15 protein-coding genes and 1 pseudogene are annotated in these 19612 nt (G+C 69.9%); 11 read left to right on the forward strand and 5 right to left on the reverse strand.

Features of this window, described 5'->3' with window-relative positions; genetic code table 11:
- Positions 1–74: 74 nt before the first annotated feature.
- Positions 75–1091: a LacI family DNA-binding transcriptional regulator gene (locus OG504_RS41650; protein WP_405994410.1), complete on the reverse strand. Its 1017-nt coding sequence runs from the start codon at positions 1089–1091 to the stop codon at positions 75–77.
- Positions 1092–1225: 134 nt separating this feature from the next.
- Here OG504_RS41650 and OG504_RS41655 point away from each other — a divergent pair, with 134 nt between their 5' ends.
- The 11 genes from OG504_RS41655 (at position 1226) to OG504_RS41705 (ending at position 12695) form a co-directional block, all read left to right on the forward strand.
- On the forward strand, positions 1226–2479 hold the full coding sequence (locus OG504_RS41655) for an MFS transporter (RefSeq protein ID WP_405994411.1): 1254 nt from the start codon (positions 1226–1228) through the stop codon (positions 2477–2479).
- A 9-nt stretch (positions 2480–2488) separates the two neighbouring features.
- Positions 2489–3850, forward strand: a complete 1362-nt coding sequence (gene pafA / locus OG504_RS41660; RefSeq protein WP_033283736.1) for a Pup--protein ligase — start codon at positions 2489–2491, stop codon at positions 3848–3850.
- A gap of 142 nt (positions 3851–3992) precedes the next feature.
- Positions 3993–5006, forward strand: a complete 1014-nt coding sequence (locus tag OG504_RS41665; RefSeq protein WP_405994412.1) for an FKBP-type peptidyl-prolyl cis-trans isomerase — start codon at positions 3993–3995, stop codon at positions 5004–5006.
- Positions 5007–5100: 94 nt separating this feature from the next.
- Complete coding sequence (locus OG504_RS41670; RefSeq protein ID WP_033283738.1) at positions 5101–5472, forward strand: FKBP-type peptidyl-prolyl cis-trans isomerase; 372 nt, start codon at positions 5101–5103, stop codon at positions 5470–5472.
- Positions 5473–5604: 132 nt separating this feature from the next.
- Positions 5605–6558 (forward strand): helix-turn-helix transcriptional regulator, encoded by a 954-nt coding sequence (locus OG504_RS41675; protein WP_405994413.1) that lies wholly within the window; start codon positions 5605–5607, stop codon positions 6556–6558.
- Positions 6559–6577: 19 nt separating this feature from the next.
- Positions 6578–7594, forward strand: a complete 1017-nt coding sequence (locus OG504_RS41680) for a helix-turn-helix transcriptional regulator (protein WP_405994414.1) — start codon at positions 6578–6580, stop codon at positions 7592–7594.
- Positions 7595–7682: 88 nt separating this feature from the next.
- The gene (locus OG504_RS41685; protein WP_405849303.1) at positions 7683–7979 is read left to right on the forward strand and encodes a hypothetical protein; all 297 of its coding nucleotides are present in this window, start codon (positions 7683–7685) and stop codon (positions 7977–7979) included.
- 19 nt (positions 7980–7998) lie between these two features.
- The gene (locus OG504_RS41690) at positions 7999–8193 is read left to right on the forward strand and encodes a hypothetical protein (protein WP_405994415.1); all 195 of its coding nucleotides are present in this window, start codon (positions 7999–8001) and stop codon (positions 8191–8193) included.
- A gap of 259 nt (positions 8194–8452) precedes the next feature.
- Positions 8453–8734 carry a Sec-independent protein translocase subunit TatA gene (gene tatA / locus OG504_RS41695; RefSeq protein ID WP_405994416.1) on the forward strand — a complete coding sequence of 94 codons (282 nt, stop codon included), beginning with the start codon at positions 8453–8455 and terminating at the stop codon, positions 8732–8734.
- Between the two features lie 48 nt (positions 8735–8782).
- Positions 8783–9745 carry a twin-arginine translocase subunit TatC gene (gene tatC, locus OG504_RS41700; RefSeq protein ID WP_405994417.1) on the forward strand — a complete coding sequence of 321 codons (963 nt, stop codon included), beginning with the start codon at positions 8783–8785 and terminating at the stop codon, positions 9743–9745.
- 85 nt (positions 9746–9830) lie between these two features.
- Positions 9831–12695, forward strand: coding sequence for a DEAD/DEAH box helicase (locus OG504_RS41705; protein ID WP_405994418.1), 2865 nt, complete (start codon positions 9831–9833; stop codon positions 12693–12695).
- Between the two features lie 128 nt (positions 12696–12823).
- Here the strand turns inward: OG504_RS41705 and atzF are convergent.
- The 4 genes and pseudogenes from atzF to OG504_RS41725 all read right to left on the reverse strand — a co-directional run.
- A pseudogene (gene atzF / locus OG504_RS41710) lies at positions 12824–14491 on the reverse strand (allophanate hydrolase); the annotation flags it as partial.
- An 18-nt stretch (positions 14492–14509) separates the two neighbouring features.
- Positions 14510–18019 (reverse strand): 5-oxoprolinase/urea amidolyase family protein, encoded by a 3510-nt coding sequence (locus OG504_RS41715; protein ID WP_405994419.1) that lies wholly within the window; start codon positions 18017–18019, stop codon positions 14510–14512.
- Positions 18016–18639, reverse strand: a complete 624-nt coding sequence (locus OG504_RS41720; protein WP_405994420.1) for an urea amidolyase associated protein UAAP2 — start codon at positions 18637–18639, stop codon at positions 18016–18018. The genes OG504_RS41715 and OG504_RS41720 overlap by 4 nt, the downstream gene beginning before the upstream one ends.
- Positions 18636–19460, reverse strand: coding sequence for an urea amidolyase associated protein UAAP1 (locus OG504_RS41725; RefSeq protein WP_405994421.1), 825 nt, complete (start codon positions 19458–19460; stop codon positions 18636–18638). The genes OG504_RS41720 and OG504_RS41725 overlap by 4 nt, the downstream gene beginning before the upstream one ends.
- Positions 19461–19612 lie beyond the last annotated feature (152 nt).

Raw genomic sequence — 19612 nt, forward strand, 5'->3', positions numbered from 1 at the left:
ACCTCGCTCAGCCTCTCGCGCGCCCCGGCCGGTCATCGGCCGGGGCGCGCGGCGTTGCGGGGGCCACAGGGTCGTCAGAGGGCGCGTGGTGGCGCCGTAGAGCCCCGTACGACCAGTTCCACCGGGATGTCCCCCTCCTCCGGTACACGGCCGTCCAGGACGGCCAGGAGGGCGCGCATACCGTGTTCGCCGAAGAGCTCGGCGTCGAGGCGGACGGTGGTGAGTTCCGGGTCGATGGCGGTGGCGAGGGCGAGGTCGTCGAGGCCGGTGATCGAGAGGTCGTCGGGGATGCGCAGGCCCAGGCGGCGGGCGGCCTTGTAGGCGCCGGCGGCGAGTTTGTCGTCGTCGCAGACCAGGGCGGTCACCCGCGATCCCGGGGCTGCGAGCGCGGCTTCGGCTGCGGCCAGGGCGCCCTCGATCGAGATGGGGGCGCGGGTCGTCCGTACCGAGGTGCCTGTCACGGAGCCGACGCGTGCGGCCAGTTCACGCGCGCGTACCTCGAAGGTCCAGGACGGTACGTCGGCGGCGAGGTGGAGGAAGTGGCGGTGGCCCAGGGCCAGCAGGTGGTCGGCGACCTGGCGGATGCCGTCGGCGATGTCCAGGTTGACGGTGGCCGCGCCGAGGCTGCCCTCGGGGTCGCTGTCGAGCATGACCAGGGGCAGCTGGTCGCCGCGGATCGCGGTGAGGGCGTCGGCGGCCATGGAGGAGGCGATCACGCCGTCCAGGGCGGCCTGGGCGGAGGCGAAGGGGTCGCGGGCGGGGCCGATGCCTTCGGGGGAGGGGTAGAGGACGACGCCGAAGCCGTGTTCGGCGGCGACGCGGGCGGCGCCCGTGTAGACACCGGCGAAGAACTCCGTCGTCAGCACCGGGACGACGAGCAGGACGGTGCGCGTGCGGCCGAGGCGGAGGTTGCGGGCGGCGAGGTTGGGGCGGTAGCCGAGGTCGCGGGCGGCCTCGCGGACGCGTTCGGCGGTGGTGGCGGAGACCCGGCCGCGCCATTTGTCGCCGAGCACCAGGGAGACCGCGGCCTGGGAGACGCCGGCGGCCTGCGCGACGTCGCGGCTCGTGGGGCGGGTGTTGCCTGGTGCCACGGTCGGCCTGCTCCTTGGTGAGGATCCGTAGGGACTCCGTATGGACGCGTGAACAGCGCACATGGTACGTATGACAGAGGACGTTATACGTAAAACCTCATGGGTGACGGTGAGGGGGAGGGCGGTTCGAGGCCGTGGGATATCTGGAGATCCTCAGGGCGAGGCACGCCACCCGCCTGCTGGTGGGCACGCTGGTGGGCCGGTTGCCGAACGCCACCGCCGCGATCGCGATCGTGCTGTTCATCCGCGCCGAGGGCGGCACCTACAGCCTCGCGGGGGCGCTTGCGGCCGTGTACGGCATCGCCAACGCGGTCGGCCAGCCCCTCCTCGGGCGCCTGGTGGACGTCCACGGGCAGCCGCGGGTGCAGTTGCCCGCCGCGGTCCTGTCGGCGCTCTCCATGGCCGTCTTCGCCTTCTGGGGCACCGATCCACTGCCCCTCGCCTACGTAGCCGTCGCGGCCGCCGGTCTCTTCGCGCCGCCCCTGGAGGGCGGTCTCCGGGCGCTGTGGCCGGCCGTGCTGCGTCGCGAGGAGCAGGTGCACACGGCGTACGCCATGGACGCGGTCGCCCAGGAAGTCATGTTCACCGTGGGGCCGTTGCTCGTGACGGTGTTCGTGTCCCTGTGGTCCGCTCCAGTAGCCCTGCTCGTGCTGAACGTCATCGGCGTGCTGGGCGCCCTCTCCGTAGTCGTGTCGCCCCCCTCGCGCGCGTGGCGCTCGGCTCCGCGCGAGGCGCACTGGCTGGGCGCCCTGCGTTCGCCGGGACTCCTCGCGCTGCTGGGCGCCTTCCTGTTCGTCGGCATGGCGCTCGGCTCGATCACGGTCGCGTCGGTGTCGTACGCCGACGGGCACGGCGGTGACGTGGTCTACGGCTGGCTGATGGCGGCGATCGGGCTGGGCGCGCTGCTGGGCGGGACCGTCTACGGGGCGCGGCAGTGGACCGGGGTGCCGGAGCGGCGACTGCGGGTCCTGGTGGGGCTGCTGGCGGTGTGTTACCTGCCGTTGATGCTCATGCCGGGTGCGGTCGCCATGGTGCTGCTGACCGTGCTCGCCGGGGTGTTCCTCGCGCCCGCTCTCGCCTGCGCCTTCATCATCGTCGACCGGCACGCGCCCAAGGGGACGGTCACCGAGGCTTTCTCGTGGCTTGTGACGACGTTCACCGTCGGGGCGTCGGTCGGGACGGGCGTCGCGGGCCCGGTCGTACAGGCCGGTGGGGCCCTGTGGGGGTTCGCCGTGCCGGGGGTCGCGGGGGCCGTGTCGCTGCTGGTCCTGCTCCTCACCGGGCGGGTCCTCGCAGCTCCCGCCGGGGGTGCGGTGGTTGCGGCTTCATCGGAAAATGATCCAAACCGTGCTGCCGAACCCCGTTTCAGCACAGGCGATCGGGCGTAATGTTCAGTCATGGACCGCCGCATTTTCGGGCTGGAGAACGAGTACGGCGTCACGTGTACGTTCAGGGGACAGCGGCGTCTGTCTCCCGACGAAGTGGCTCGGTACCTCTTCCGCCGTGTCGTGTCATGGGGCCGCAGCAGCAATGTCTTTCTGCGAAACGGCGCCCGGCTCTATCTCGACGTGGGCTCACATCCGGAATACGCGACCCCCGAATGTGACAACGTGACCGAACTGGTCACCCACGACAAAGCCGGCGAGCGCATTCTCGAGGGACTCCTGGTGGACGCCGAACGACGCCTGCACGAGGAGGGAATCGCGGGCGACGTCTACCTCTTCAAGAACAACACCGACTCGGCGGGCAACTCGTACGGCTGCCACGAGAACTACCTGGTGGCACGGCACGGCGAGTTCTCCCGGCTCGCGGACATCCTCATCCCGTTCCTGGTCACGCGTCAGCTTCTGTGCGGCGCGGGCAAGGTGCTGCAGACTCCGCGCGGCGCCGTGTACTGCGTCAGCCAGCGCGCCGAACACATCTGGGAGGGCGTCTCCTCGGCGACGACGCGTTCCCGGCCCATCATCAACACGCGGGACGAACCGCACGCGGACGCCGAGCGCTACCGCCGTCTCCACGTCATCGTGGGCGACTCGAACATGTCCGAGACGACCATGCTGCTCAAGGTCGGTGCCACCGACCTCGTGCTGCGCATGATCGAGGCGGGCACGGTGATGCGCGACCTGACCCTGGAGAACCCGATCCGGGCGATCCGCGAGGTCAGCCACGACATCACGGGCCGGCGCAAGGTGCGTCTGGCCAGCGGACGCGAGGCCTCCGCGATCGAGGTGCAGCGCGAGTACTACGAGAAGGCCGTGGACTTCGTCGAGCGCCGCGGCATCCGTACGGGCACCGTCGAGCAGGTCCTGGAACTGTGGGGCCGCACGCTCGACGCGATCGAGGCCGAGGACCTCGACCGGATCGGCACCGAGATCGACTGGGTCATGAAGTACCAGCTCATCGAGCGGTACCGGGCGAAGCACAACATGACCATGTCCCACCCGCGGGTGGCGCAGATCGACCTCGCCTACCACGACATCCACCGTCGCCGAGGGCTCTACTACCTCCTCGAGAGGAAGGGCCAAGCCGCCCGGATCTGCAACGACTTGAAGATCTTCGAGGGCAAGTCCGTTCCGCCGCAGACCACTCGGGCCAGGCTCCGCGGCGACTTCATCCGCAGGGCCCAGGAACAGCGGCGGGACTTCACCGTCGACTGGGTCCATCTCAAGCTCAACGACCAGGCCCAGCGCACGGTGTTGTGCAAGGACCCGTTCCGTTCGGTCGACGACCGGGTGGAGAAACTGATCGCCGGAATGTAGGCAAAAACATCCGGATACCGACGTCCGGATACATATTCGGTACGCCACACGGGCCCCGTACGTTTCACGTACGGGGCCCGTCCCGCACCGTAGAGTTGCGCGCACGCCATCAACAAGATCGACCGATTACGAGGCCTTCACCGTGCGCCGACGCTCCGTTCTTATCGCTGTTCCCGCAGGACTTGTGACGATCGCGGGGTGCGGTGACAGTGATTCCTCCTCCAGCAAGGCCAGCGCGTCGCCGTCGCCCTCACCGTCCTCCTCCGCCTCGGCCGTGCCGCCGCCGAAGCTCGTGGACGGCCCGCTGCCGGCCATCACCGCGGGCACGAAGTTCGACGAGAAGCCGACCGTCGCCAAGGGCACCGGCACTCCGTCGAAGGACCTCGCGGTGAAGACGGTGATCGCGGGCGGCGGCAAGGCCGTGGCGGAGGGCGACTTCGTCAAGGTCAACTACCTGGGCCAGATCTGGTCGACGGCCAAGGTCTTCGACAACTCCTACGACCGCAACACCTCGTTGGTCATCCAGCTCGCCCAGGGCGGCATCATCGACGGCTGGCGCTACGGCCTCGCGGGCAAGAAGGTCGGCAGCCGCGTCGAGATGGCGATCCCGCCGACCTGGGGATACGGCACGGCGGGCAGCCCCGAGGCGGGCATCAAGGGCACCGACACGCTGGTCTTCGTGATCGACATCCAGGACTCGTTCAACGCCAAGAGCTCCGCCAAGGGTTCGACCGTCGCGCAGTCCGACGCCGATCTGCCCAAGGTCGGCACGAACACCGACGGCAAGGCCCCCTCGGTCACCGTCCCGAAGGCGGACCCGCCGAAGAAGCTGGTGTCGAACTACGTCCTCGAGAGCGACGGAGCCGTCGTCAAGGCGGACCAGTCGATCCTCTGCCAGTTCAAGGGCGTGGTCTGGAGCACGGGCAAGGAGTTCGAATCGACGTACTCCCAGGGGCGGTTGAGCCAGTTCGCGCTCAAGGACATGTTGTCGGTCGTCAAAGGCCTGGCCCAGGGCATCACCGGCAAGAAGGTCGGCAGCCGCATCATGATCGTCGCGCCCGCCGACCTGGCCTACGGGGACACCCCGCCGAGCGGCGGCGCCATCAAGAAGGGCGACACCCTGGTGTTCTCCGTGGACATCCTGGCGGCCATGTGACCCCTGCGGGGTCGGGGCCTGGCCGGAGCACGAATTCGGCCGGTCTGCGAGACTGTCGGAGTTGCCTTGTCGTACACAAGCAGGAGCTAGAGACGTGAGCATCGAGAAGCCCGAGATCGACTTCCCGGAGGGCGAAGCCCCGGCCGACCTGGAGATCAAGGATCTCTGGGAGGGTGACGGCGAGATCGCGGTGGCGGGCCAGAACGTCACCGTCCACTACGTGGGCGTGGCCTTCAGCACCGGCGAGGAGTTCGACGCCAGCTGGAACCGCGGTACCCCGTTCAAGTTCCCGCTCGGTGGCGGCCGTGTCATCAAGGGCTGGGACAAGGGCGTGCAGGGCATGAAGGTCGGCGGCCGCCGCCAGCTGACCATCCCGGCGCACCTCGCCTACGGCAACCAGAGCCCGACCCCGGCGATCAAGCCGGGCGAGACCCTGATCTTCGTGGTCGACCTCATCGCCGTCTGATCACCGGTTCCGACCGGACCCGATCACCTGGGGCCCATGCCTGTTGGGGCATGGGCCCTCGGCTTTTGCCAGGCATCCGCGGAGCGGTACGGTCATCGTTCGTAAGCACATACAGGGAGGCGAAGGGCGTCGATGGCCATTGCCAAGGCCGAGCGGCTGATGAACCTCGCGCTGTGTCTGCTCGGGACACGGCGGCCGCTCAGCAAGCGTGAGCTGCGCGAGTCCATCGAGGCCTACCTCGAAGCGGGCTCGGACGACTCCTTCAACCGCATGTTCGAGCGCGACAAGGACGATCTGCGCGAACTCGGCCTCGTCATCGAGACGGTGGAGAACCTGGACGGCGAGGTCGGCTATCTCGCCCGCCGCGACAGCAACCGCCTCCCGCCCATCACCCTCGACGCCGAGGAGGCCGCCGCGCTCGGTCTCGCCGCCAAGGTGTGGCAGCAGGCCCGGCTCGCCGGCGCCGCGAGTGGCGCCCTGCAGAAGCTGCGCGCGGCCGGGATGCCCGAGGACCTCGACCCGTACGAGCCGCACGGCGCCCTGGAGCCGCGCATCCCGGTGCACGAGGCGTCGTTCGAGCCGCTGATGCTGGCCTGCCGCGACCGCCGTCCCGTCGTCTTCGACTACCGCAAGGCCACCGCCGCCCGCCCAGAACCCCGCACTGTCGAACCGTGGGCGCTGGAGTGCTGGCGCGGCCACTGGTACCTCGCCGGCTGGGACCGCGACCGGGGCGCCGAGCGTGTCTTCCGGCTGTCCCGGATCACCGGCAAGGTGCGCTCGCGCAACGGGCGGTTCACCGCGGACATCCCCGACGTCGTCACCGTGCGGGAGACCGTCGCGAGCTGGGCGGGGGAGACCGCCGACCGCTCCGCGCTGATCCGGCTGCGCATGGGCTCCGGTTACCCCTTGCGGGCGAAAGCCGTGTCGGTTCGGGAACTCGGGGACGGCTGGGACGAGTTGGAGATTCCGTACGGCCACGGGCTGGACGCCTGGCTGGTGGAGTTCGGGCCCGATGTCGTCGTCCTGGAGCCCGCCGAGCTGCGGGCCGACGTGGTGGACCGGCTGCGCGCCGTGGCCAAGGGCTGAGGGGGAGCGGAAGAGAACTGTGGCAGGCAAACCGGTCAGGCCCGTCAACGCCATCGACCAGACCCGGCGGATGCTCTCCCTGGTGACCTATCTCAAGGAGCGCCCCGGAGCACGTATCGAGGACGTCGCCCGTGCCTTCGGGATCACCGAGGACGAGCTGGTCTCCGACCTCGACGTGCTGCCCATGTGCGGGACCAGCTTCCGGGGCGGCGACCTGCTCGACATCGACACCGACGGCGACCGTATCTGGTGGCACAACCCGGACGACGTCGCCGAACCGCTCCGGCTCGCCGCCGACGAGGCGACCGCGCTCCTGGTGGCCGCCCGCGCCGTGTCGACCCTCCCGGGCCTGCGCGAGAGCGACCGGCAGGCGCTGCTGCGGGCCAACGCCAAGGTGGAGGCGGCGGCCGGTGAGGCGGCCGGGGCCAGCGCGCGCCTGTCGGTGACCTTCGAGTCCGAGGGCGGGGTCTTCGCGGACGTCGACCGCGCGATCTCGGAGCGCCGCCGCCTGTGGATCCGCTACTACTCGCCCGCCCGCGACGAGTTGAGCGAGCGCGAGATCGACCCCATCCGGCTGGTCAGCGTCGGCCACACGTACGTGGAGGCCTGGTGCCGCCGCTCCGAGGCACGCCGCACCTTCCGCCTCGACCGGGTCGCCGAGATCAAGATCCTCGACGAGCCGTCCGCGCCCCCCGAGATCGAACTGCGGGACCTGTCCGAGGCGTTGGTGCAGCCCGCCGCCGAGGACCCGGAGGTCGTCGTGGAGGTCGGCCCGGGCGGGCGCTGGGTCGCCGAGTACTACCCGCACGACAGTGCCGATGAGCTTCCCGACGGCGGGCTGCGTATTACCTTGCGCACCCCCGACCCCACGTCTCTGAGACGCCTGGCCCTGCGGCTCGGGCGCGACGGCCGGATCGTCTCCCCGAGCGACCTCGCCGACAGCGCCCGCCGGGCCGCCCGCGAGGCATTGGCGGCGTACGACGGTCCGCAGGGTGTTGTTGACGCAGTGCAGGGTGTTGACGAGAGGCGGGAGTGAGCCGTAGGGGCCCTCTCGGTAACGGCTGAAAGCGCCCCGGAGGCGAACGACCAAGGAAAGAGGAGCAGGGGCTGTGAGCGAGTCGACGATGACGGATGTCTCGGGTGCCCAGGGCGGTCCGGAGATGACGGTGGCCGCCGCGTTCGCCGGGATGAAGAGCGTGGTCCCCGTGATGTTCAGAGCGGGCTGCCCGGACTGCCGGAGCAACTTCGAACTGGCGGCGAGCGCCCTGCGCCTCGCCATCGGCGCCACCAGCCGCACCACCTTCTACTCCTTCACCTGCCCCGACTGCGGCGCGGCCGTACGCAAGCCCGCGGGCGAGCGGATCGTCGAACTGCTCACCGGCGGCGGAGTCAGGACCCTGCGGCTGACCTCCGTCGGCTAGCAGGGTCTAGGCTCGCCCCATGTTCTGGGCGATGGTCGCGGTAGCTGTTGGTTTCCTGGGTCTCGCCGTGCTCGGCGTGCTCGCCGTCCGGGTCTTCCTGGAGGCGCGGCGGCTCGGGCTCCAGGTCAGTGACGCCGCGCACCGCATCAACCGGGCGGCCGAGGACCTGGAGCGCGCGGCGGCATCCACGGCGCGTTCCGTGGACGCACTGTGATTCACATATGGGCGGGGTGTGAGTTGCGCGCCTCATGCGCTTCGCGTCACTTTGCCCTGTCACGTTGTCGGTGGAGGCGGGTACGCTGCTGATCGCGGTCCGGATAACGAGGCCCGGAGCGCGGACCGGGAGTACGCACGGGGATTGCCTCACGTTTACCCCTGAGCGTTACGATCGCTGGCAGCACGAAGGTCGGACAGATGTCCGACCGATCGGACAGCACCCCACCCCAGCCGCCTCGGTGAGAAGGTAAAGACTTATGTTCGGAAGGCTCGGAGCACCCGAGATCATTCTCATCCTCGTCGTCATCGTGCTCCTGTTCGGCGCGAAGAAGCTTCCGGACATGGCCCGCTCGCTCGGCAAGTCCGCCCGCATCCTCAAGAGCGAAGCCAAGGCGATGAAGGAAGAGGGCAACACCGCGCCCACCCCCGCCGGCCCGCCGAACACCGACGAGTCCGTGCAGCGCACCATCCAGGCGGCCCCCGGCGACGTGACCAGTGCGCGTCCCGTCACCGAGCCGTCGGACACGACCAAGCGCTGACGCAGGGCCGGGACCCCCTCGGCCTGCCGCACGAGATGAGGACGTGGGTTGCCTAAGTCCGCCCGCAAGAAGGAGAAGGACCCCGAGGGGCGGATGCCCCTCGCGGACCATCTGCGTGAGCTGCGCAACCGGCTCGCGAAGGCGATGCTCGCCATCATCGTGGTGACCTGCGTGGCCGCCTTCTTCTACAACGACATCGTCAACATCATCACCAAGCCGGTGTTGCACTCGGTCGGTTGCTCCCAGAACTTCGAGCAGCTGTCGAGGTCGTCGGCGAAGACCCAGCAGTGCGCGCAGATCACGATCAACGGTCTGCTGACGCCGTTCACGCTGGCGTTGAAGGTGTCCCTGATGGCCGGTGTCGTCCTGGCCTCCCCGGTCTGGCTGTACCAGCTCTGGGGCTTTGTCGCGCCGGGCCTGCACAAGAACGAGAAGAAGTACGCGCTCTCCTTCGTCGGCACCGGCGTGCCGCTGTTCCTCGGCGGCGCCTACTTCGCCTACAAGGTGCTGCCCACCACGGCGAAGGTCCTGATCGGCTTCACGCCGAGCGGTGTCGACAACCTGCTGCCACTGGACGACCTGCTCGACCTGGTCACGCGCATGGTGCTGGTCTTCGGCCTCTCCTTCGAGCTGCCGCTGCTGCTGATCATGCTCAACCTCACGGGGGCGCTGACCGGCAAGCGGATGCTCGGCTGGTGGCGCGCCATGATCCTCGGCATCACGGTCTTCGCCGCCGTCGCCACCCCCAGCACCGACCCGCTGACCATGCTGGCGCTGGCCGGGCCGATCTGGGTGCTGTACTTCGGCGCCGTCGTCTTCTCCCTGCTCAACGACCGGCGCAAGCGCCGCCGCGAGGCGGAGGGACCGGACGACGACGAGGCCTCGGACCTGGACCTCACCCCCGAGGACATCGGCGAGATCGAAGCCGTCTCGGCCGGCCGGGCAGCCCTGCCCGAGCAGGCGAGCGGCACCGGTTCCGACCGGGTCAACGGCTATGACGACGTGACCTGATCACCTTCCGAACTCCACCGAGACCGGCCGTTCCCACAGCGGGGGCGGCCGGTCTCCGTGTGTGGAGGACCCGTGGGAACGGATAATGATCGTCCTGTTGTCAGTGGCGCCCGGTACGCTCGAAAGCACGATGACAGAGGACCTCTCCCCGGCCGAGCGGTACGCGGCAGCCCGCCTGCGGGCAGCCGAGCAGGCCACCGCGCTCGCGGACTTCCGCGAGATGTACGACTTCGGTCTCGACCCCTTCCAGATCGAGGCCTGCCAGGCGCTCGAAGCGGGGAAGGGCGTGCTGGTCGCGGCGCCCACCGGCTCCGGCAAGACGATCGTCGGCGAATTCGCCGTCCACCTCGCCCTCCAGCAGGGCAAGAAGTGCTTCTACACGACCCCGATCAAGGCGTTGTCGAACCAGAAGTACGCCGACCTCTGCCGCCGTTACGGCGCGGACAAGGTCGGCCTGCTCACCGGCGACAACAGCGTCAACTCCGAAGCCCCGGTGGTCGTCATGACCACCGAGGTGCTGCGCAACATGCTGTACGCCGGTTCGCAGACCCTCCTCGGCCTCGGCTACGTGGTCATGGACGAGGTGCACTACCTCTCCGACCGCTTCCGCGGCGCCGTATGGGAAGAGGTGATCATCCACCTCCCCGAGTCGGTCACCCTGGTCTCGCTGTCGGCGACCGTGTCGAACGCCGAGGAGTTCGGCGACTGGCTCGACACCGTCCGCGGCGACACCGAGGTGATCGTCTCCGAGCACCGGCCCGTGCCGCTGTTCCAGCACGTGCTTGCCGGGCGGCGGATGTACGACCTCTTCGAGGAGGGCGAGGGCAACAAGAAGGCCGTCAACCCCGACCTCACCCGCCTGGCCCGCATGGAGGCCCAGCGGCCGTCCTACCAGGACCGCAAGCGCGGCCGTGCCATGCGCGAGGCCGACCGGGAGCGGGAGCGCAGATCGCGTTCGCGGGTGTGGACACCGGGCCGCCCCGAAGTCATCGAGCGGCTGGACAACGAAGACCTGCTGCCCGCCATCACGTTCATCTTCAGCCGCGCCGCCTGCGAGGCCGCCGTGCAGCAGTGTCTGTACGCCGGGCTGCGGCTCAACGACGACGAGGCGCGGGAGAAGGTGCGGGCGCTCGTCGAGGAGCGCACGGCGTCCATTCCCGACGAGGACCTGCATGTCCTCGGGTACTACGAGTGGCTGGAAGGCCTGGAGCGCGGCATCGCGGCCCACCACGCGGGCATGCTGCCGACGTTCAAGGAGGTCGTGGAGGAGTTGTTCCTGCGCGGGCTCGTGAAGGCCGTGTTCGCCACGGAGACCCTGGCGCTCGGCATCAACATGCCCGCGCGCTCGGTGGTGTTGGAGAAGCTCGTCAAGTGGAACGGCGAGCAGCACGCCGACATCACCCCCGGCGAGTACACCCAGCTGACCGGCCGGGCCGGCCGCCGCGGCATCGACGTAGAGGGCCACGCCGTCGTGCTGTGGCAGCGCGGGATCAGCCCCGAGCACCTCGCGGGACTGGCCGGCACGCGCACGTACCCGCTGCGCTCCAGCTTCAAGCCGTCGTACAACATGGCGGTCAACCTCGTCGAGCAGTTCGGGCGGCACCGGTCGCGGGAGCTCCTGGAGACGTCCTTCGCGCAGTTCCAGGCGGACCGGTCGGTCGTCGGGATCTCGCGGCAGGTGCAGCGCAACGAGGAGGGCCTGGAGGGCTACAAGGACTCCATGACCTGCCACCTGGGCGACTTCGACGACTACATGCGGCTGCGCCGCGAGCTCAAGGACCGCGAGACCGAGCTGGCCCGCCAAGGCGTGGCGCTACGGCGCGCCGAGGCCGCCGTAGCGCTGGAGAAGCTCAAGCCGGGCGACGTCATCCATGTCCCGACCGGCAAGTACGCGGGTCTGGCACTGGTGTTGGACCCGGGACTGCCCGCCGGGCGGTCCAACGGCCATCGCGGCTTCGAGCAGCACGACGGGCCGCGTCCACTGGTCCTGACGGTGGAACGGCAGGTGAAGCGGCTCGCGTCGATGGACTTCCCCGTCCCCGTCGAGGCGTTGGACCGGATGCGGATCCCGAAGTCCTTCAACGCCCGTTCCCCGCAGTCCCGTCGGGACCTGGCGTCCGCGCTGCGCACCAAGGCCGGGCACATTCCGCCGGAGCGGGCCCGCAAGCAGCGCTCGCAGGCCGCGGACGACCGGGAGATCGCGCAGTTGCGTACGGCGATCCGGGCGCATCCGTGTCATGGGTGCAACGACCGTGAGGATCACGCGCGTTGGGCCGAGCGGTACCACCGGCTGCAGCGGGACACCACGCAGCTGGAGCGGCGGATCGAGGGGCGGACGAATACGATCGCCCGCACCTTCGACCGGATCGTCGCGCTGCTGACCGACCTGGACTATCTGCGGGGCAACGAGGTCACCGAGCACGGGAAGCGGTTGGCCCGGTTGTACGGCGAGCTTGATCTGCTGGCCAGTGAGTGTCTGCGCGAGGGGGTTTGGGAGGGGCTTTCTCCTGCCGAACTCGCCGCGTGTGTCTCGGCGTTGGTGTTCGAGGCGCGGGTCAGTGACGATGCGACTGTTCCCAAGGTGCCGTCGGGTGCGGCCAAGGCGGCGCTCGGGGAGATGGTGCGGATCTGGGGGCGGCTTGACGCCCTTGAGGAGGATTTCCGGATCACTCAGACCGAAGGGGTCGGGCAGCGGGAGCCTGATCTCGGGTTTGCCTGGGCCGCGTATATGTGGGCCAGCGGGAAGGGGTTGGACGAGGTGCTTCGGGAGGTTGAGATGCCTGCCGGGGACTTTGTTCGGTGGTGCAAGCAGGTGATCGATGTGTTGGGGCAGATTTCTGCTGCGGCGCCGGTCACTGGGGGCGAGGCGTCGTCCACCGTGGCGAAGAATGCGCGGAAGGCTGTTGAGTTGTTGCTGCGGGGGGTTGTGGCCTACTCGTCGGTGGGGTGAGGGTTCGTTGGCGGGTGCGGGTGCGGGTGCGGGTGCGGGTGCGGGTGCCTTTTGGCTGGTCGCGCCCACGCGGCGGAGCCGCATATCGACACAGCCCCGCGCCCCTAGGGGGTTGGCCTCGTGCCTCTTCAAGAGCCCAGGTACGGTCGCCAGCCGCCGTAGCTTGTGATGTCCTTGGCGTTTTCCAGTGCCGTCGGCTCGCACAAGAAACCCGGGACGCTTGTGCCGTCTGCCAGCTCAACGCTGCCCAAGGTCATTGGGCGGGGCAGGCTTGCCAACAGGCGGCCCAGGCCCTCTGCCGGTAGGTGCCATACCTCCGCTTCTATCGCCGCTCCGCCCTCGCCCACGTGAACCAAGCCCGGCTTGGGCGGAGTTGTTGTCAGGGCGTGCAGGCGGTAGACCGGGGCCGTTGTGGTTGCGCGGTCCAAGCGGGCGCCCAGGGAGAGCAGTTGGGGGTTCAGGGGCTGGCCCGTCAAGTGGGCTCCTACGACTGCCAGTTGCACCGATGGATCCAGGTCGCGCGCTATCCGCCCCAGGCGGTCGTCCGTGAATGCCGGGCCGATCAGCATCACGCCGAAGGGCAAACCGTTTACCTCGCCGGACGGGACTGCCACCGCCGCCAGGTCGAAGAGGTTGGTGGAGTTGGTGAAGCGGCCCAGGCGGGCGTTGGCGCCCAAGGGGTTGGCTGCTACCTCGGCAAGAGTGGGGTGGCCCGGGGTTGTCGGGAGCAACAGGGCGTCTGCGTCTGCCAGTTCGGCGAGGGCTCGGGTGCGGAGAGCGGCCAGGCGTTCCTCGTCCGCGTACAGCTGGTGGGCCGGGACGTCTCGGGCTCGGGTGATGATGCCGGTCACCGTGGGGTCCAGGCCCTCGGTGCCGGAGGCGATCGCCTTGTCGACAAATGCCCCTACCGCCGTGTAGCGCTCGGCCACGAACGCTCCCTCGTAGAGCATCGCCGCCGCCTCCGTGAACGGAGTGAGGTCGAGGGTGCGGATCTCGGCGCCCGCGCCCCTGAGCTGCTCCACCGCCCCCTCGTACGCCTCTGCCCAGCCCTCGTCCAGCTCGCCGAGCTGTTCGCGTGGCGGAACCGCTATGCGCCATGGGCCCGGGGCGCGTTGGGGGAGGGGCGGGAGGGTGCGGGTCGATGGGGAGGTCATGAAGGACAGGGCCTGTTCGGCCTCGGGGAGGGTGCGGGCGAAGACCGTCACGCAGTCGATCGACGTACAGGCCGGGACCACGCCCGCCGTCGGGACCAGACCCCGGGTGGGCTTCAGGCCGACTATGCCGTTGAAGGCGGCGGGGACCCGGCCCGAGCCCGCCGTGTCGGTGCCGAGGGCGAAGTCGACGATGCCGAGGGCCACGGCTACGGCCGAACCCGCGCTGGAGCCGCCGCTGATCCGTTCCGGGTCGTGGGCGTTGCGGACCGCGCCGTACGGGGAGCGGGTGCCGACCAGGCCCGTGGCGAACTGGTCGAGGTTCGTGGTGCCGAGCACGATCGCGCCGGCCGCGCGGAGACGGGCCACCACCGGGGCGTCGGTCTCCGGGGTGTAGGCGTACGCCGGGCAGCCCGCCGTGGTCGGGAGGCCGTGGACGTCTATGTTGCCCTTGGCCGCGAACAGGCGCCCTGCGAGGGGGAGTTGCTCGCCCGCCGTCACGCGCTCGTCGATTGCCTGTGCCTCGGACTCCACGTCCGGCCGCGGGCGCAGGTCGATCCAGATCTCTGGGCGGTTCACCGCCTCTATGCGGGCGTAGGCGGCTCGGACTCGGGACACGGTGGTCGACATCGCTCTTCTGCTCCTTGCGGTTCGGCTTGAGGTTCAGCTTGCGGGGGCGAGGACCAGCAACACCGTGCCCGCCTCGACCTGGTCGCCGGGCCTGGCCAGGATTTCCGTGACTATGCCGGCCATGGGCGCGTGCACCCTGGACTCCATCTTCATCGCCTCCAGGGCCAGGAGGGGTTGGCCCGCCGTCACCTCGTCGCCCGGCTCCACGTTCAACTGCCAGACGGACGCGGCGAATTCGGCCTCCACCAGTTGTCCGCCCGCCGGGACCGTCACCTCGGCCTGCGGTGGTGCCGGGGCGGCTGCCGCCTCCGCTCGGGTGAACTCGCCCGCCGCCTCCCACGCATCGCGTTCCGCACCGAACGCCGTCTGCTGGCGGGACCTGAACTCCGCGATGGACTCGGCGTTCTCGGTGAGGAACGCCTCGTACTCGGCGAGCGAGAACGTGCCCTCCTCGATGCGCGGGACGAAACGGCCGGAGGTGATGTCCGCCCGGAGTTCGAGGAGTTCGTCCGCCTCCACCGGGTACCACTTGATGCGGTCGAAGAAGCGGAGGAGCCAGGGTGAGCCCTGCTCGAACGCGCCGCGCTGCTGCCAGCCCGACCACACCTGTGTCGTACGGCCCACGAACTGGTAGCCGCCGGGGCCCTCCATGCCGTAGATGCAGAGGTACGCCCCGCCGATGCCGACCGAGTTCTCGGCCGTCCAGGTGCGCGCCGGGTTGTATTTCGTCGTTACCAGGCGGTGGCGGGGGTCGAGTGGTGTGGCTACCGGAGCGCCCAAGTAGACGTCTCCCAGGCCCAGTACGAGGTACTCCGCGTCGAAGACCGTGGCGTAGACGTCCTGTACCGAGTCCAGGCCGTTGACGCGGCGGATGAACTCGATGTTCCAGGGGCACCAAGGGGCGTCGTCGCGGACGCCGGCCATGTAGCGGGCGATCGCCTCGCGCGTGGCCGGGTCGTCCCAGGAGAGGGGGAGGTGGACCGTGCGGGAGGGGACGATCAGTTGGTCCGTGGGGGGCAGGGAAGCTGCTGTCTCCCTTACTGCGGCCAGGAGTTCGCGCTGGGGGAGGCGGGTCGGGTCCGTCTGGATCTGGAGGGAGCGGATGCCTGGGGTCAGGTCCGTGACGCCCTCGAAGTCGGCCTTCGCCACCGCCTCCATCAGGGCGTGGACTCGCATGCGTTGCGCCAAGTCCAGTTGCATGGGGCCGAATTCGACGAGGAGGTTGTCGTCGCCGCTGCGGCGGAAGGTGACGTCTCCGTCCCTGGCCAGGATTCCGCCGTCCACTATGGCGGGGCGGGGCGAGCCGTCGACGTTCACCGGGGTGAAGCGCACCGTGTCGCCCGGCCTGAACTGGCCCAGTTTCCAGCGCTCTTGGCTGATGACCGTCGCCGGGCAGACGAAGCCGCCCAGGGACGGGCCGTCGGGGCCGAGCAGGACCGGCATGTCGCCCGTGTAGTCGACGGCGCCCACCGAGTACGGGGTGTCGTGGATGTTGGACGGGTGCAGGCCCGCCTCGCCGCCGTCGGTGCGGGCCCAGCGGGGCTTCGGGCCGACCAGGCGGACGCCCGTGCGGGCCGAGTTGAAGTGGACCTTCCAGTCGGCAGCGTAGAAGTCGTGGATGTCGTCCTCGGTGAAGAACTCCGGTGCGGCGTGCGGGCCTTCGACCGCCGCCACGTCCCATACGGCGGCGAAGGTCGGGCGGTCGGCGGCGGGTACGGATGTGCCCTCGGTGACCGTGCCGCCGTGCAGGACGTCACCGGTGCGCAGCGCCCGGCCGCCGTGGCCGCCGAAGCGGCCCAGGGTGAAGGTGCTCGCGCTGCCGAGGAAGGCCGGCACGTCCAGGCCGCCCGCGACCAACACGTAGGTGCGGAGGCCGTGTTCGGCCGGGGTGCCGATCTCCAGGGTCGCGCCCGCCGGTACCGTCACCGGCTCCCATTGCGGGACCGGGGTGTCGTCGACGGTCACCGGTGCCGGCGCGCCCGTCACGCACACCGTGGTGGCGTGGGTGAACCTCAGCGTCGGTCCCTGGAGCGTGCATTCGAGGCCGGGGGTGCCCTCCTCGTTGCCGAGCGCGCGGTTGCCGAGGCGGAAGGAGAGGTCGTCCATCGGGCCGCACGGGGGTACGCCGACCTGCCAGTAGCCGGTGCGGCCGGGCCAGTCCTGGACCGTGGTGAGGGTGCCGCCGGAGACGATCTCGATGCGGGGAGTGGGGTCGGTCACCGTGGCCAAGGTCGCCGTGGAGTGGGTGGCCGTGCGGAAGTCCGGCTCCGCCAGCGCCGCCCGGACCAGGCCCAGGTTCGTCTCGATGCCGTCCACTCGGGTGCGGGCCAGTGCCTCGTCGAGGCGTTGGAGCGCGTGGGCGCGGTCGGAACCGTAGGCGATGACCTTCGCGAGCATCGGGTCGTACGACGTCGTCACCTCGGTACCGGTCTCCACCCAGCCGTCGACGCGTACGCCGTCCGGGAACTCGACCCGGGTCAACAGGCCCGCGCTGGGCCGGTGTTCGCGGGACGGGTCCTCGGCGTAGACGCGGGCCTCGACGGCGTGGCCGCGCGGGGTGCCGGGGTCGCGGACGACGTCGGGCTCGCCCTGGGCCAGCCGCAGCATCCAGGCGACCAGATCGACGCCGTAGACCTCCTCGGTGACCGGATGTTCCACCTGGAGACGGGTGTTGACCTCCAGGAAGTAGGCCTCCTCGCGCGTCGCGTCGTAGACGAACTCGACGGTGCCGGCGGAGCGGTAGCCGACCGAGGCGCACAAGTCACGGGCTGAGGTGGCCAGTTGGGTGCGGATGTGGTCGGGGAGGCCCGGGGCGGGGGCCTCTTCGACCACCTTCTGGTTGCGGCGTTGGAGGGAGCAGTCCCGGTCGCCGAAGGTGACGACCTTGCCGTCTCCGTCGCCGAAGACCTGGACCTCGACATGGCGGGCGTGCTCGACGAGGCGTTCCAGGAAGACGCCGGCGGAGGAGAAGGAGGCGGCCGCTACGCGCTGCACGCGCTCCCAGGATTCGGTGAGTTCGGCGGGGGAGTGGCAGGCCGACATGCCGATGCCGCCGCCTCCGCCGGTGGCCTTGAGCATGACGGGGTAGCCGATCAGGGAGGCCTGGGTGAGTGCCTCGTCCAGGTTCGCCAACAGGCCTGTGCCGGGGGCAAGTTGGACACCCGCCGACTCCGCCGCCGCTCGTGCTGTGTGTTTCGCGCCGAAGAGCTCTAGTTGGGCCGGAGTTGGGCCGACGAACACGATTCCGGCGTCCTCGCAGCGCCGGGCGAAGGCCGCGTCCTCGGAGAGGAAGCCGTAGCCGGGGTGGATCGCGCCCGCGCCCGTGTCCTTGGCCGCCTTGAGTACCAAGTCGGCGTCCAGGTACGACTCTTTGGCGGGTGCCGGGCCGAGTCGTACCGCCTCGTCGGCGAGGCGTACGTGGGGTGCCGAACGGTCGGCGTCGGAGTACACGGCGACCGTGCGCAGGCCGAGTTCGCGGGCCGTGCGGATGATGCGGACGGCGATCTCGCCCCGGTTGGCGATCAGCAGCGTGTCGAAGGTCATCCTGAAACCCCGATCGTCATCGCCACCGCTGTCGGCTCGAAGCCGTTGCAAGGGTTGTTGATCTGGGGGCAGTTGGAGACCAGGACGAGGACGTCGCGTTCGGCGCGCAGGGTCAGCTTCAGGCCCGGGGCGGAGAGGCCGTCGACGATGCCGAGGGTGCCGTCCTTCTCGACCGGCACGTTCATGTACCAGTTGATGTTGGAGACCAGGTCGCGCTTGCCGAGGCCGTAACGGGCGCCCTCCGCAAGGAAGTTGTCCACGCACGCGTGCTGCGACCACGTGTGGTGGCCGTAGCGCAGAGTGTTGGACTCCTTGGAGCAGGCGCCGCCGACCGTGTCGTGCCGGCCGACCTCGTCGTCCGTGACGGTCATCAGCGGGGTGTGCTCGTTGGACATCAGCACGCTGCCGGTGGTCAGGAAGAGGTTGCCCTGGGCGTGGATCGTGTCCGGGGCGCTGTAGCGGACCGACGTGTCGTGGGCGTCGTAGACGAGGAAGTCGACGGCCTGGTTGCCGTGCAGGTCGGTGATGGTGAGGGTCTCGCCCGTGCGGATTACGGCGGACCAGGCGGCGCGTGCCGGTACTTCCACGGTCTTCACGGCCGGTGCGTCCTCGGTCTTCATATGAGCCCCCTCGCGGCAAGGAATTCGGCGGTGTTCAGGAAGGCGCGGCGGCCCTCGGGCGTCGCCTCCCACAGCGGGTCGCCCGGCTTGGTCGCCTCGGCGCGCCAAGCCAGCACCTCCAGCGGGGAGTTGACATAGTCGTCGCGCGGGTCGGCCGGATGCGGGACGTTCGCGATCAGCACGGTCACGTCCTGTTCGGCGCGCAGGGTCACGCTGCCGCCGGGGCCGGTCGAGCCGGTGAAGTCGAGGGAGCCGTCGTCGCGGATCTCGACGCCCTGGAAGAAGGAGAGCGAGGGCGGCAAGTCGCGTGGTTCCAGGCCGTTCTTGGCGGCGGCGAGCTTGAACAGCTCACGCCCGGCAGGGGAGTTGGACTGCGGGGTGCCGTCGCCGTAGCGCTCGGTGTTGCGGACCAGGGTGGAGGTGCCGCACAGCGCGTCGTGCCGGCCGGAGGTGTCGGCGACGAGGGAGGCGAGGACGCGGCCCTGGTCGGAGAGGAGGAGCTGGCCCTCGCCGAGGTAGGCGTTCCACTGGACCTTGACCGTGTCGGCGACGTTCAGGCGTTCCCACGGGCGGTCCGCCGCGTAGAGGAGGAGGTGGGCGCAGGCGTCGCCGCGGAGGTCGGTCAGGCGGAGTTCGGTGCCGCGGGCCAGGACGCGGTGGGTGTAGTTGCCGCCCGCGACCGTCTCGGCCCACACCAGGTGGCCCGCCTCGCAGGGCGGTGCCGGCCAGTCGCCGGCCGGGACGACGGGCATCGCCTCGGCCTGTTTGCCCTCCTGGGCACGGGCGTGGTCGCGGGCTCCGTAAGTGGTCGCTGTCGCCATCGCGGGGGACCTCCGGCTGCGGGGGACGTCGTGGGCGTACGACATTTCTGTCGCTTGACAGAAATTAGGAGGCGGGCGGGTCACCGGGGTTGCCCGGGTGTTGCCGCTCGGTTACCGAGCCCTCACGGAGATCACCCGGCGTTCGGCGGGCG

Origin of the sequence: Streptomyces sp. NBC_00986 (genome assembly GCF_045162565.1) — a bacterium.
Taxonomy (GTDB): Bacteria; Actinomycetota; Actinomycetes; order Streptomycetales; family Streptomycetaceae; genus Streptomyces.